This window comes from Pseudomonas sp. T1.Ur (assembly GCF_023516725.1).
GTDB lineage: Bacteria > Pseudomonadota > Gammaproteobacteria > Pseudomonadales > Pseudomonadaceae > Aquipseudomonas > Aquipseudomonas alvandae.
In genome coordinates this window covers 5,764,193-5,778,286 of sequence record NZ_JAMGSN010000001.1, presented here as the reverse complement: position 1 = coordinate 5,778,286, position 14,094 = coordinate 5,764,193, and the positions used below count along the sequence as shown (strand labels likewise).

At 62.2% G+C, this 14,094-nt stretch carries 12 protein-coding genes; 9 read left to right on the top strand and 3 right to left on the bottom strand.

Annotated features, from left to right (window positions below; all coding sequences use genetic code 11):
* Window positions 1-61 precede the first annotated feature (61 nt).
* The 7 genes from M8Q45_RS25500 (at window position 62) to M8Q45_RS25465 (ending at window position 9,108) form a co-directional block, all read left to right on the top strand.
* The gene (locus M8Q45_RS25500; RefSeq protein ID WP_249876885.1) at window positions 62-502 is read left to right on the top strand and encodes a type VI secretion system amidase effector protein Tae4; all 441 of its coding nucleotides are present in this window, start codon (window positions 62-64) and stop codon (window positions 500-502) included.
* Window positions 499-939, top strand: coding sequence for a hypothetical protein (locus M8Q45_RS25495; protein ID WP_249876884.1), 441 nt, complete (start codon window positions 499-501; stop codon window positions 937-939). The genes M8Q45_RS25500 and M8Q45_RS25495 overlap by 4 nt, the downstream gene beginning before the upstream one ends.
* The gene (gene tssE, locus M8Q45_RS25490) at window positions 933-1,445 is read left to right on the top strand and encodes a type VI secretion system baseplate subunit TssE (protein WP_030138236.1); all 513 of its coding nucleotides are present in this window, start codon (window positions 933-935) and stop codon (window positions 1,443-1,445) included. Before M8Q45_RS25495 ends, tssE begins: the two co-directional genes overlap by 7 nt.
* Window positions 1,442-3,301, top strand: coding sequence for a type VI secretion system baseplate subunit TssF (tssF, locus tag M8Q45_RS25485; RefSeq protein WP_249876883.1), 1,860 nt, complete (start codon window positions 1,442-1,444; stop codon window positions 3,299-3,301). Before tssE ends, tssF begins: the two co-directional genes overlap by 4 nt.
* Window positions 3,265-4,314 (top strand): type VI secretion system baseplate subunit TssG, encoded by a 1,050-nt coding sequence (gene tssG, locus M8Q45_RS25480; RefSeq protein ID WP_249876882.1) that lies wholly within the window; start codon window positions 3,265-3,267, stop codon window positions 4,312-4,314. The genes tssF and tssG overlap by 37 nt, the downstream gene beginning before the upstream one ends.
* Window positions 4,307-6,997, top strand: a complete 2,691-nt coding sequence (tssH, locus tag M8Q45_RS25475; RefSeq protein WP_249876881.1) for a type VI secretion system ATPase TssH — start codon at window positions 4,307-4,309, stop codon at window positions 6,995-6,997. The genes tssG and tssH overlap by 8 nt, the downstream gene beginning before the upstream one ends.
* A gap of 170 nt (window positions 6,998-7,167) precedes the next feature.
* Window positions 7,168-9,108: a type VI secretion system Vgr family protein gene (locus tag M8Q45_RS25465; RefSeq protein ID WP_249876880.1), complete on the top strand. Its 1,941-nt coding sequence runs from the start codon at window positions 7,168-7,170 to the stop codon at window positions 9,106-9,108.
* A 182-nt stretch (window positions 9,109-9,290) separates the two neighbouring features.
* Here the strand turns inward: M8Q45_RS25465 and M8Q45_RS25460 are convergent, their stop codons facing one another.
* The 3 genes from M8Q45_RS25460 to M8Q45_RS25450 are packed head-to-tail and all read right to left on the bottom strand — an operon-like array spanning window position 9,291 to window position 11,316.
* Complete coding sequence (locus M8Q45_RS25460) at window positions 9,291-9,623, bottom strand: hypothetical protein (RefSeq protein ID WP_249876879.1); 333 nt, start codon at window positions 9,621-9,623, stop codon at window positions 9,291-9,293.
* Window positions 9,616-10,827, bottom strand: a complete 1,212-nt coding sequence (locus M8Q45_RS28445) for a PAAR domain-containing protein (protein WP_283939079.1) — start codon at window positions 10,825-10,827, stop codon at window positions 9,616-9,618. Before M8Q45_RS28445 ends, M8Q45_RS25460 begins: the two co-directional genes overlap by 8 nt.
* Before the next feature lie 54 nt (window positions 10,828-10,881).
* The gene (locus M8Q45_RS25450; RefSeq protein ID WP_249876878.1) at window positions 10,882-11,316 is read right to left on the bottom strand and encodes a DUF1795 domain-containing protein; all 435 of its coding nucleotides are present in this window, start codon (window positions 11,314-11,316) and stop codon (window positions 10,882-10,884) included.
* Between the two features lie 275 nt (window positions 11,317-11,591).
* On the opposite strand from M8Q45_RS25450, the gene M8Q45_RS25445 reads away from it, so the two are divergent.
* Window positions 11,592-13,529 carry a type VI secretion system Vgr family protein gene (locus tag M8Q45_RS25445; RefSeq protein ID WP_249876877.1) on the top strand — a complete coding sequence of 646 codons (1,938 nt, stop codon included), beginning with the start codon at window positions 11,592-11,594 and terminating at the stop codon, window positions 13,527-13,529.
* 18 nt (window positions 13,530-13,547) lie between these two features.
* Window positions 13,548-13,982 carry a DcrB-related protein gene (locus tag M8Q45_RS25440; protein WP_249876876.1) on the top strand — a complete coding sequence of 145 codons (435 nt, stop codon included), beginning with the start codon at window positions 13,548-13,550 and terminating at the stop codon, window positions 13,980-13,982.
* The last annotated feature ends 112 nt before the right edge of the window (window positions 13,983-14,094 follow it).

The window sequence follows — 14,094 nt, the reverse complement described above, 5'->3', positions numbered from 1 at the left end:
ACGCGCCGGGGGTGTTTGGTGCTTGCTCGCAACCAATCCTTTCCCCTCCGGTATCTGAGTCATGGCCAAGCCTGCGTTTATCAATTTGTGGAACAGCTATCCCACGACCTCAACACCTTGTGATGGGCCTTGGGACAATCAATGCGCTATCCGGATGAGCATCACGCTCAATGCGGAAAAAACGATCAAGGTCAACAAGTCGACTTACAGCGAACCCAAATGTGCGCATGAACATGCGCGGGGTGCGGAGTCGCTGGCTAACTGGCTTTGGCGTCACCACCTGGGTCGCCCAAAGATTCTGACGGGAAGCGCGGAGGATCGCCGCACCCTCAATCAGAAGACTGGCATTATTTTCTTCAAGGACTGTTTTGCTCGGTTCGGGCAATCCGAGGAAGCGCGCACCGGTGACCATATCGACCTATGGAATCGCGGCAGGGTCACCGGCGAGTTCGCCGATCAGGCTCATCGCTCCAAGCAAGTCTGGTTCTGGGAGCTGACATGATCAGACGAGCGCTGCTATCGGCGTTGTCGGGCGGTCTCCTCCTGAGCCTGAACGCCTGCGCCGAGCAAACCGATTCGCCGGCTGCACAAACCGTTCAGGTCGATCTCGCCGGTGAGGTCCTGACCCTGGAACGCCACGACAACCGCTGCGCCTTGCGCAAGCCGGACCAAAGCCTGCTTACCCTGGACATGCCGTGGCCCTGCCACCTGAGCGTCGACCGCAAAGGCTTGCCACGCGTCGAACGCTTTAACAACGCCTTGATCATCATCGTGCAGCACTTCGAACCAGAACCGGCGCCAAGCACTGAATGCCGCTCTCAATACCAAGCCATCAGACAAATCGAGGGCCGTCTGGAGGCATCGATGGTGGCCGGTGGCGGTCGTTGCATGGCCGGTGCCCTTGATCAGAAAAACTTCGTGGCCCTTTTCACTTGGTAACCGAAATCGCCACCCGCGATCGCCTGCAACCGTCCCTGCTGGACCGGTTGACCGACGACGATCCGACCAATCCCAAGGAAAGCGCCGACAAGCGCGTGCTCTCCCTGACCCAATTGAAAGCCTCGGTGCTGCGTGACCTCGCATGGCTGCTCAACACCACGTCGCTGCTCGACGACGATGCCACGCTGCACACGGCGGCGGGCACGTCGGTGGTGAACTTCGGGCTTCCGGCGCTGGCGGGCAACAGTGCGTCGAACGTTGACGTCCCCGCGTTGGAAACCTTGATTCACCAGGCGATCGCCACGTTCGAGCCGCGCATCTTGCGCCACACCTTGCGCGTGCGGGCCCGGGCGACGGCCGAGATGAACCACAACGCCCTGAGCTTCGAGATCGAAGGCGACCTGTGGGCACAACCGGTGCCGCTGCGCCTGATGCTGCAAACCGACCTGGACCTGGAGACCGGCCACGTGCGCGTGGTCAACGCCGACCAGCGGAGACGCCCATGAACCCGCGCCTGCTGGAGCTGTACAACCAGGAACTGCACCACGTGCGCGAAAGCGCCGCGGAGTTCGCCAAGGAATACCCCAAGATCGCCAGCCGGCTGACCCTGGCCGGCATGGACTGCGCCGACCCGTATGTCGAGCGTTTGCTGGAAGGCTTCGCCTATTTGACGGCGCGGGTGCAACTCAAGCTCGACGCCGAGTACCCGACCTTCACCCACAACCTGCTGGAAATCGCCTACCCGCATTACCTGGCGCCGACGCCGTCGATGACCGTGGTGCAGATGCAGGCCGACCCGGACGAAGGCTCGCTGAGCAGTGGTTTCCCGCTGCCCCGCGATACCATCCTGCGCGCCGCCCTGGGTCGCGAATCCCAGACCTGCTGCGAGTACCGCACCGCCCACGCGGTGACGTTGTGGCCGTTGCAGGTCAGCCAGGCCGAGTATTTCGGCAATCCGTCCGCCGTGCTCGGGCGCCTGGCCGCCAGCGAACCGAAAGCCAAGGCCGGCCTGCGCCTGACCTTGCGCACCGGCGCCGAACTGCCATTCAACAGCCTGGCCCTGGACAACCTGCCGCTGTACCTCAGCGGTGCAGACGAACAACCCTTCCGCCTTTACGAGCAACTGTTGGGTAACGCCTGCGCGGTGTTCGCGCGCCAGCCCGGCGGCAATTGGGTCGAACGGCTGCCGCAGGATGCGTTGCGCTCCCAGGGTTTCGATGACGCCGAGGCCGCGCTGCCGGTGGTGTCGCGAGCGTTCCAGGGCTATCGGCTGTTGCAGGAATACTTCGCCCTGCCCCACCGTTTCCTGTTCGTCGATTTCACCCAGCTCAGCCGTGCGGTCAAGCGTTGCGAAGGCCAGGAGCTGGAACTGATCGTGCTGTTCGACCGCCACGATCCAAGCCTGGAAGGCAGCGTCGGCGCTTCGCAGTTCCTGCCGTTCTGCACCCCGGCCATCAACCTGTTTCCCAAGCGCCTGGACCGCATTCACTTGTCGGACCGGGTCAACGAACACCACGTGATTGCCGACCGCACCCGGCCGATGGATTTCGAAGTGCATTCGCTGACCGGGCTGACCGGCCACGGCACCGGGCCGGAGCAACCGTTCCTGCCGTTTTATGCCGTGCGCGATCCGTCCCGCTATGGTCGCGACAAGGCCTATTACACCGTACGGCGCGAACCCCGCGTGCTGTCCAGCGACCAGCGCCGCAACGGCCCGCGCTCGACCTACGTCGGCAGCGAGACCTTCGTCAGCCTGGTGGACAGCCAGCAAGCGCCCTACCGCCACGACTTGCGCCAACTGGGCGTGACCGCGCTGTGTACCAATCGCGACCTGCCGCTGTTCATGAGCGTGGGCAACGGCAAGACCGACTTCACCCTGGCCGACAGTGCCCCGGTGGGCGCGGTACGCTGCGTCGCCGGGCCGAGTCGGCCGCGGGCCAGCCACGCCCACGACGCCAAGGCCTGGCGGTTGATCAGCCAGTTGTCGCTGAACTACCTGTCGTTGAGCGAACAAGGCCAAGGCGCCGCCGCCCTGCGCGAACTGCTGCGCCTGTACGGCGACAGCAACGACGCGGCGCTGCAATTGCAGATCGAAGGCCTGCGCGAAGTCAGCAGCAAGCCCTGCACCCGGCGCCTGCCGATGCCCGGCCCGATCGTCTTCGGGCGTGGCCTGGAGATCACCCTGGAATTCGACGAAAACGCGTTTCGCGGCACCGGGGTGTTCCTGCTCGGCGCGGTGTTGGAACGCTTCCTGGCACGCTACGTGTCGATCAACAGTTTTACCGAGACGGTGATCCGTACCACCGAACGCGGCGAGATCATGCGATGGAAAGCCAAGCCCGGACGTCGTCCGACCCTGTGAGTACCCTGGAAGCGATGCACCAGGAACCCTGGGAATACGACTTCTTCCAGGCGTTGCGGCGCATCGAATGCGAGACCCCCGAACTGCCGCGCCTGGGCCATTCCCTGCGCCTGGCCGATGACCCGTTGCGCCTGGGGCAACAGGCCGAGTGCACCTTCGCCCCCGCGACCCTGGCCTCGGTGCAACCGGGCGTGGACGGCGCGCCCGCGCGCCTGGAGCAGTTCTTCTTCGGCCTCGGCGGCCCCAACGGCCCGATGCCGCTGCACATCACCGAGTACGTGCGCGAACGCCAGCGCAACAATGGCGACAGCACCAGCAAGCGCTTCCTCGACGTGTTCCACCATCGCCTGCTCAGCCTGTTCTATCGGGCCTGGGCCGAAGCGCGGCCAACGGTCAGCCATGATCGCCCGGACGATGACTATTGGTCGGCGCGCCTGGCGGCACTCAGTGGCCGGGGGATGCCGAGCCTGCTCAACCAGGGGCTGATCCCCGACACGGCGAAGCTGCACTACAGCGGCCACCTCTCGGCACAAACCCGCTACCCGGACGGTTTGAAGGCGATCCTCAGCGAGTACTTCGGCCTGCCGGTGGAAATCGAAGAATACGTCGGCCAATGGCTGGAGCTGCCGGAACGCAGCCGCGTCGGTGTCAACGCTCAACTGGGCGTGGACTTCTGCCTGGGCCGGTTCGTCTGGGATCGCCAGCACAAATTCCGCATTCGCCTGGGGCCGCTCAAGCTCGTCGACTACATGGGCATGCTGCCCGGCAGCCAACCGTTCAACGAGCTGGTGGCCTGGGTCGCCGAATACCTGGGCCACGAGCTGGACTGGGACCTGAACCTGGTCCTGGAACAACCCGAAGTGCCCGCACTACAACTCAATGGCCGTTTCCGCCTGGGCTTCAACACCTGGCTGGGACGTCCTGAAAAAGATGCCAACGATCTAATACTGGCCCGGCATTACGCCGAACAGGCCAACACCTCACAGACCTCAAGGAGCCATGAGCATGGGTGAAATCAGTCGCGCCGCGTTGTTCGGCAAACTCAACAGCGTGGCCTACAAAGCCATCGAAGCCGCCACCGTGTTCTGCAAGTTGCGCGGTAACCCTTATGTGGAACTGGCCCACTGGTTTCATCAGTTGCTGCAATTGCAGGACTCGGACCTGCACCGCATCATCCGCCAGTTCAACATCGAGCCGGCGCGCCTGGCCCGCGACCTGACCGAAGCCCTGGACCGTTTGCCACGGGGTTCGACGTCGATCACCGACCTGTCCTCCCATGTCGAAGAAGCCGTGGAACGCGGCTGGGTCTACGGCAGCCTGATGTTCGGCGAAAGCCAGGTGCGCACCGGTTACCTGGTGCTGGGTATCCTCAAGACGCCGAGCCTGCGCCACGCACTGCTGGGCCTGTCGTCGGAGTTCGACAAGGTCAAGGTCGAAGCCCTGAGCGAACGCTTTGACGAATACGTCGGCGACTCGCCGGAAAACGCCCTGACCGCCAGCGACGGTTTCAACGCCGGCGCCGTGCCGGGTGAAGCCAGCGGCGCCATGGCCCCCGCCGCCATGGGCAAGCAGGAAGCGCTCAAGCGCTTTACTGTCGACCTCACCGAGCAGGCCCGCAGCGGCAAGCTCGACCCCATCGTCGGCCGTGACGAAGAGATCCGCCAACTGGTGGACATCCTCATGCGCCGCCGGCAGAACAACCCGATCCTCACCGGTGAAGCCGGCGTGGGCAAGACGGCCGTGGTCGAAGGCTTCGCCCTGCGCATCGTCGCCGGCGACGTGCCGCCGTCCCTCAAGGACGTGGAATTGCGCAGCCTCGACGTTGGCCTGTTGCAGGCCGGCGCGAGCATGAAAGGTGAATTCGAACAGCGCCTGCGCCAAGTCATCGAAGACGTCCAGGCCTCGCCAAAACCGATCATCCTGTTCATCGACGAAGCCCACACCCTGGTGGGTGCGGGTGGTGCCGCCGGCACCGGTGACGCGGCCAACCTGCTCAAGCCGGCCCTGGCTCGCGGCACCTTGCGCACCGTGGCCGCGACGACCTGGGCCGAGTACAAGAAGCACATCGAAAAAGACCCGGCCCTGACCCGTCGCTTCCAAGTGGTGCAAGTGGCCGAGCCGTCGGAAGACAAAGCCCTGCTGATGATGCGCGGCGTGGCCTCGACCATGGAAAAACACCATCAGGTGCAGATCCTTGACGAAGCCCTGGAAGCCTCGGTCAAGCTGTCCCACCGCTACATTCCCGCGCGCCAGTTGCCGGACAAATCCGTGAGCCTGCTGGACACCGCCTGCGCCCGCGTCGCCATCAGCCTGCACGCCGTGCCGGCCGAAGTGGACGACAGTCGCCGGCGCATCGAAGCGCTGGAAACCGAACTGCAGATCATCGCCCGCGAGCATGCGATTGGCGTGGCCATCGGCAGCCGCCAGACCCACAGCGAAAGCCTGCTGAGTGCCGAGCGCGAGCGTTTGGCCGAGCTGGAAAGCCGCTGGGCCGAAGAGAAAACCCTGGTGGACGAATTGCTGGAAACCCGCGCCACCCTGCGCGAACGCGTTGGCGTGGTGGACAGCGAAGACAACAGCGAAGCTTCTGACAACGAAAGTCATGAACTGCGCGAGAAACTGGTGGACCTGCAACAGCGCCTGACGGCCCTGCAAGGTGAAAACCCGCTGATCCTGCCGACCGTGGATTACCAGGCCGTGGCCTCGGTGGTTGCCGACTGGACCGGTATCCCGGTGGGGCGCATGGCCCGCAACGAACTGGAAACCGTGCTCAACCTCGACCAGCACCTGAAGAAACGCATCATCGGCCAGGACCACGCCTTGCAGATGATCGCCAAGCGCATCCAGACCTCCCGCGCCGGCCTCGACAACCCGAGCAAACCGATCGGCGTGTTCATGCTCGCCGGCACCTCCGGCGTGGGCAAGACCGAAACCGCCCTGGCCCTGGCCGAAGCCATGTACGGCGGCGAGCAGAACGTCATCACCATCAACATGAGCGAGTTCCAGGAAGCCCACACCGTGTCCACCCTCAAGGGCGCGCCACCGGGCTACATCGGCTACGGCGAAGGCGGCGTGCTGACCGAAGCCGTGCGGCGCAAACCGTACAGCGTGGTGCTGCTGGACGAAGTGGAAAAAGCCCACCCGGACGTGCACGAGATCTTCTTCCAGGTGTTCGACAAAGGCGTGATGGAGGACGGCGAAGGCCGGGTGATCGACTTCAAGAACACCTTGATCCTGCTGACCACCAACGCCGGCACCGAGTTGATCGCACAGGTCTGCAAGGACCCGCAGAACGTCCCAGAGCCGGAAGAAATCGCCAAGGCCCTGCGCCAGCCGCTGCTGGAGATTTTCCCGCCGGCCTTGCTCGGCCGCCTGGTGACGATTCCCTACTACCCGCTCAGCGACGAGATGCTCAAGGCCATCACCCGCCTGCAACTCAACCGCATCAAGAAGCGCGTGGAGAGCACCCACAAAGTCGCCTTCGACTACGACGACGCGGTGATCGACCTGATCGTCTCGCGTTGCACCGAAACCGAAAGCGGCGGGCGCATGATCGACACCATCCTGACCAACAGCCTGCTGCCGGACATGAGCCGCGAGTTCCTCACCCGCATGCTTGAAGGCAAGGCGATGGCGGGCGTGCGGATCAGCGCGGTGGACAACGAACTGAAGTACGATTTCAGCGACGCGGCCTGACTGTCAGGAACACTGTAAAACCCTGTGGGAGCGAGCCTGCTCGCGATAGCGCAGTCACATTCAACGTCCATGTTGACTGACACGCCGCCATCGCGAGCAAGCTCGCTCCCACAGTTGTTCCGGTGTCGTCAGGCAATCAGCGGGCAACCATTATCACGATGAGATAACCGATGTTATTCAACCAAGCCACCCGCCTGGCCAAGATCACCAGCCCCCTCGGACCTGAGGTACTGCTGCTCAAGGACATGGGCGGCGGCGAAGAGCTGGGGCGGCTGTTCAACTATGAGTTGCAGCTGCACTCGCTGGACAACGCCATCGACCTCAACCAACTGCTCGGCAAGCCGATGTGCGTCAGCCTGCAATTGGATGGCGGCGGCGAACGGCATTTCCACGGCATCGTCGCCCGTTGCAGCCAGAATGTCGACCAGGGTCAGTTCGCCAGTTACCAAGTCACCTTGCGACCATGGCTGTGGCTGCTGACCCGCACTTCCGATTGCCGGATTTTCCAGAACCTGACCATCCCGCAGATCATCAAGCAGGTGTTCCGCGACCTGGGCTTTTCCGATTTCGAAGATGCCTTGAGTCATCCCTATCGCGAGTGGGAATACTGCGTGCAGTACCGCGAGACGAGTTTCGACTTCGTCAGTCGCCTGATGGAACAGGAAGGCATCTACTACTTTTTCCGTCATGAGCAGGGTCGCCATGTGCTGGTGATGGCCGACGCCTATGGCGCCCACACCCGTGCGCCCGGCTATGCATCGGTGCCCTACTTTCCCAAAAACGAGCAGCAGCGCGAGCGCGATCATATTCACGATTGGCACCTGGCCCAGGAAGTCCAGCCGGGTTCGCTGGAGCTCAACGATTACGATTTCCAGCGCCCGAGTGCGCACATTGATGTGCGTGCGGCCATGCCCCGTCCGCATACCGCTGGCGATTATCCGCTCTACGACTATCCCGGCACCTATGTACAAAGTTCGGACGGCGAACACTACGCCCGCACCCGCATCGAAGCCTTGCAGACCTTGCATGAGCAGGTCGAGCTGGCGGGTAATGCCCGGGGCCTGGGCTCGGGGCATCTGTTCAGCCTCACAGGCTTCAGCCGCCAGGACCAGAACCGTGAATACCTGATCGTCGGCGCGCGTTACTACCTGTCCCAGGAAAGCGGCGAGAGCGGCGTCGGCGCGCCTTCGGCACAGTTCGAAAGCAGCCTGACCTGCATCGACGCCCAGCAAAGCTTTCGTCCGATGGCGATCACCCACCGGCCCATCGTCAAGGGCCCGCAGACAGCATTGGTGGTCGGCCCCAAGGGCGAGGAAATCTGGACCGATCAGTTCGGCCGGGTGAAGGTGCATTTCTACTGGGACCGTCACGACCAATCCAACGAAAACAGCTCGTGCTGGATCCGTGTTTCGCAAGCCTGGGCTGGGAAGAATTGGGGCTCGGTGCAGATCCCGCGCATCGGCCAGGAAGTGATTGTCGGCTTCCTCGAAGGTGACCCGGATCGGCCGATCATCACCGGTCGGGTGTATAACGCCGAACAAACCGTTCCTTATGCGTTGCCCGCCAATGCCACGCAGAGCGGCACCAAAAGCCGTTCGAGCAAGGGCGGTACGCCGGCGAACTTCAATGAAATCCGCATGGAAGACAAAAAAGGCGCGGAGCAGTTGTACATCCACGCCGAGCGCAACCAGGACATCGTGGTCGAGGTGGATGAGAGCCATTCGGTGGGCCACGACCGCAACAAAAGCATCGGTCACAACGAAACCGTACGGATTGGCCAAGACCGGCTGCGGGCGGTGCAGCGCAACGATGCCCTGTTTGTCGGCGGCACCAAGAGCGACAGCATCAGCACCCAATACCTCGTGGAAGCGGGCTCGCAGATTCGATTGGTATGTGGCAAAAGCGTGCTGGAGTTCAATGCCAGTGGCGAGATCAATATCTCGGGCACCGCGTTCAACATCTACGCCAGTGGCAATGGCAACATCGACACCGGCGGCCGTCTGGACCTCAACTCCGGTGGCGCCAGCGAAGTGGATGCCAAGGGCAAGGGCATCAAGGGTGTGATTGATGCGGCGGTGAAGGCGCTGTTCCCGGCGAAGGCCAAGCCCTGAGGTTCACCGTGGCGAGGGAGCTTGCTCCCGCTGGGCTCTGTAGGCGCTGGCGAAGGCTCGGGCCGCGTTCGGACGATTTTTTGATCTTTCGCTTGAGACTCAAGTGTCTGGGGAAAGATCGCAGCCTCGTTGCACTCGACAGCTCCTACAGCGCAACCCGACGCAACCCAGCGAGAGCAATATCACTCGTTCGTAAGTCGGTATTGACCGGGCTGCGTCCATGCGACTCGCAAGTACTTGCCGCTCAGCAATTGCTCGTCGCGAAGGTATTCGAACACTTCGGACGGGCACCATTCCTTGCCCGCAGAAAAGGCCACGCCTAATGAACGGAGTTCATCGAACACCTTGGCCTTTTGCTTGTTGTCCGCGACCTGCAGAACGTAGATATCTTTCTCTGCCGCATTCGAAAAACCAATGGTCCGCAAAGGCGAATCCAAGGCGTGATCGATGACTTGAACACGAATCACGTCACCGTCCGCTTTTTCCACGTACGCCTTCAACACATCATTAATCACTGACAAATACCTCGGTTAAAGTGGTAATACCGTCCGCATCCTTGGTTGGAATCGATTCGACAACCATTTCTGGAGCTCCACCTGGCAAGTGTTTGCCTGGTCCCAGGAAATATTGGTTCCCCTCCATCGGACTTCTGGGCATGCGCCCCACGACATCATCGACCTGCCTGATCTTGAATCCGCCTTTAAGCGCATCTTTTTCCAAACCAAAGGCGCGCTCCAGTTCTGCAGCTTTTTTACCACTGATGGTGATCTTGGAACGACCCGAAAAATTCCCGATAACGTCGGTGATGCCTTTTTTGTCAGAAACAAAAGTACCGGCCCGGCCAATCGTAGGGTATGTATCCCATGCCGTCGGGCTAATGTTGAATCCTCGATTGTCCTTGAGCATCTGCTCCTGTCGCTGACGAGCCAGGATCGTTCGCTCGGCCGCCGTCATGGGCTTACGTGCCAGCTTCGGACCAGCACCGAGCAGGGCCATGCCTGCCACGCCTTGGAACAAGTCCCGATAGCCGGGGCCGAGACGGTCGCCCAAATCACCTAGCAGCTCCATGCCGACATACAACGCACCACCGACGGCGAGGGCGCCGAAGAAAGCGGCAGCGCCGGCAAAAGCCGCGAGCAACAAGGCTCCGCCCGCCGCCGCCAACCCCAACACTTCCAACCCGGAATGCATCCACCCTTCAAGATCCAGCACAAACGCCACCGACACCGTCGGCCCGCCGATGAACGTATTCGGGCTGCCACTCTTGATGTGGGCACCGCAGACCATTTTGCTGTGCAGGCGCGCCGCCGGCTTGCCGTTGATGAACACCGTGGCGCTGCCTTCGGCGATCAGCACCGGAAAGGGCCAGATCGGATGGTTCATCGGCAGCCCGGTGCAGGACGACGAAACGTCTTCGCCCGCCCGCATGGCATTGCGGTCGTTGATGTAGACGTTGAAGCTGCCCATGATCAACGCCCCCGTGGTGGGTTCGGGCAGGTTGAAGATGGTGGAGAGGCCCTTGACGATCTGGAACATCGACAAGCCGCCGGCGGCGATCGAGCCGGCCATGATCGCCAGGGCCACGCCGCCGGTGGCGACCGTCGCGGCAACGACCGCCGCGCCGATCAAGGCGCCGGCCACGGCGCCGGCGACCATTGCGGCCAACCCGAACCCGTGGGCGATTTCATCTCCCAGACGTGCTGCTGCCTGTGCATCCATTGCGCGCAACTACCTTACTGATGTGACTGAGTGCTCAGTGGGTCGTATCGATGCTCAAGCAGTCGGAGGTTGTGGCTTGAACGAATGCATCGCCAGCTTCCAGGCCGGCTCGTGATAGGGGAAGTCGTTCGGTGTGGTGGTCAAGGTGGTGATCAGCACCGCCGGCTTACGCTCGATGAACACTTGGCGCAGCATCAGGTCGCGTCCCTCGCGTTGCCAGGTGTAGTCGAGCAACGTGGTGGTGAGCCCCTGCAGCACGGTGTCCCAGCGCTGGACCAGCTTGAAGCCCGGCAATTGCTGCTCCGCGCTCTTGAGCTGGCGATCCACGTACTCGGCAAAAGGCGCATCGCCCTGGCTGGCGTCGCGGCTGATTACAAAACTGGCTTCTTTGGCAGGACCGACCGCCGGCAACTTGAAAATATTGATGCTCTGGTCCTGCCAGGCATCGGGGATGTCGAGATCGGCTTCTTGAATGCGGTAGGAGGTCACAGTAATCGCTTTCCATGGACGTGAGGTGACGCGCGAAGTAGCAGATATTCAAGTAATGCCTGGCAACAATCAAGAACCGGGTTCCTCTGCCTCACGTAAGGCACTACATTATGCGATCAGCGTCACTACTCTAGCGATCAAGCGCCCCGTAGGAGCTGCCGAAGGCTGCGATCTTTTGATCTTTCGCTTTAGACTCAAGGGTCTGGGCAAAGATCGCAGCCTCGCGTTGCTCGACAGCTCCTACGAGGATGCAAGGCATCAACAAGGGATAATTGATGTTATTCAACCAAGCCTCCCGCCTGGCCAAGATCACCAGCCCCCTGGGACCCGAGGTGCTGTTGCTCAAGGACATGGGCGGCGGCGAAGAGCTGGGCCGGTTGTTCAACTATGAGTTGCAACTGCACTCGCTGGACAACGCCATCGACCTCAACCAGGTGCTCGGTAAACCGATGTGCGTGAGCCTGCAACTCGATGGCGGTGGCGAGCGCTATTTCCACGGCATCGTGTCGCGCTTCAGCCAGAACGTCGACCAGGGCCAGTTCGCCAGTTATCAAGCCACCTTGCGCCCGTGGCTGTGGCTGCTGACCCGCACCTCCGACTGCCGGATTTTCCAGAACCTGACCATCCCGCAGATCATCAAGCAGGTGTTCCGCGACCTGGGCTTTTCCGATTTCGAAGACGCCCTCAGCCGGCCCTATCGCGAGTGGGAATACTGCGTCCAGTATCGCGAGACCAGCTTCGACTTCGTCAGCCGGCTGATGGAACAGGAAGGCATCTATTACTTCTTCCGCCATGAGCAGGGCCGCCATGTGCTGGTGCTGGCCGACGCCTACGGCGCCCACACCACCGCGCCCGGCTACGGATCGGTGCCTTACTATCCGAAGAACGAGCAGCAGCGCGAGCGCGATCATATTCACGATTGGCACCTGGCCCAGGAAGTCCAACCCGGCTCGCTGGAGCTCAACGACTACGACTTCCAACGGCCCAGCGCGCGCATCGACGTGCGCTCGGCCATGCCCCGACCGCACGCCGCTGGCGACTATCCGCTGTTCGATTACCCGGGCACCTACGTGCAGAGCGAAGACGGCGAACATTACGCCCGCACCCGCATCGAAGCCTTGCAGACCTTGCACGAGCAGGTCGAGCTGGCGGGTAACGCCCGGGGCCTGGGCTCGGGGCATCTGTTCAGCCTCACCGGCTTCAGCCGCCAGGACCAGAACCGCGAATACCTGATCGTCGGCGCGCGCTACTACTTGTCCCAGGAAAGCGGTGAATCCGGTGTCGGCGCGCCGTCGGCCCAGTTCGAAAGCAGCCTGACCTGCATCGACGCCCAGCAAAGCTTTCGCCCGATGGCGATCACTCACCGGCCCATCGTCAAGGGCCCGCAGACAGCATTGGTGGTCGGCCCGAAGGGCGAGGAAATCTGGACCGATCAGTTCGGCCGGGTGAAGGTGCACTTTTATTGGGACCGTCACGACCAGTCCAACGAGAACAGTTCGTGCTGGATTCGCGTGTCGCAATCCTGGGCCGGCAAGAATTGGGGCTCGATGCAGATCCCGCGCATCGGCCAGGAAGTCATCGTCAGCTTCCTGGAGGGGGATCCGGACCGGCCGATCATCACCGGTCGGGTCTACAACGCCGAACAGACCGTGCCCTACGATCTGCCCGAGAACGCCACCCAGAGCGGCATGAAGAGCCGTTCGAGCAAAGGCGGCACGCCGGCGAACTTCAACGAAATACGCATGGAAGACAAGAAAGGCGCCGAGCAGCTTTACATCCATGCCGAGCGCAACCAGGACATCGTGGTCGAGGTGGATGAAAGCCATTCGGTGGGCCACGACCGCAACAAGAGCATCGGCCACGACGAAACGGTGACCATCGGCAACAACCGCCTGCGCATCGTCAAGCAGGAAGACATCCTCTCGGTGGGCCAGCGCAAGACCGACAGCATCAGCCAGAGCTACGTCATCGAAGTGGGCGAGAACCTGCGTCTTGTCTGTGGCGAGAGCATCCTGGAGCTCAACGCCAGCGGCCAGATCAACCTGACCGGCGTGCAAATCAGCTTCTATGCCAGCGGCGATGCCGAGTTCAACACCGGCGGCGTGCTGCACCTGAACAATGGCGGCGGCCCCGGCGCCACGCCGGACGGCCAAGGCGTCAAGGCCAGCATCGACGCCAACGTCGCCGCCGCGTTCCCGGCGCCCAAGGGCTAACTTCGAGAATCCAGCACCATGACTTACCGCCTCAACGAATTCCAGCTCCAACTGCCGCCCAGCGAGTTGCTCGACGCCTCGATCAACATCCTCAAGTTTCCCGGACTGGGCACGTCCCTGATCGTCAGCCGCAGCCTGCTGGCCGAGGCTGAAACCCTGCAAAGCAACCTCGACGACCAGCTCAAGCGCCTGGAAAAACAAGTCCAGGACCTGCGCTGTCAACCGGGCGCAACGCTGCGCGTAGGCGCGAACCAGGAAGTCGAAGCCATCGAATTGCGCAGCCAGTTCAACAAGGGCAACGAAAAGGTCTTCCAGTACCAGTTGGCGCTGGTATTGCCAGGCACGCGCAAGATGCTTGCCTTGAGTTATGTGAAGGCCGAGAAGCTGGGCGATGCCGAAGCGGCGCATTGGGCGATGATCAAGGGGTCGTTGATGTTTGACGGCCAGGCTTGACCTACAACCAACCGCATCAACGATGATGCCCATGGCGAGGGAGCTTGCTCCCGCTGGGTCTGTAGGAGCTGCGTAGGAGCTGCGTAGGAGCTGCCGAGCAAAGCGAGGCTGC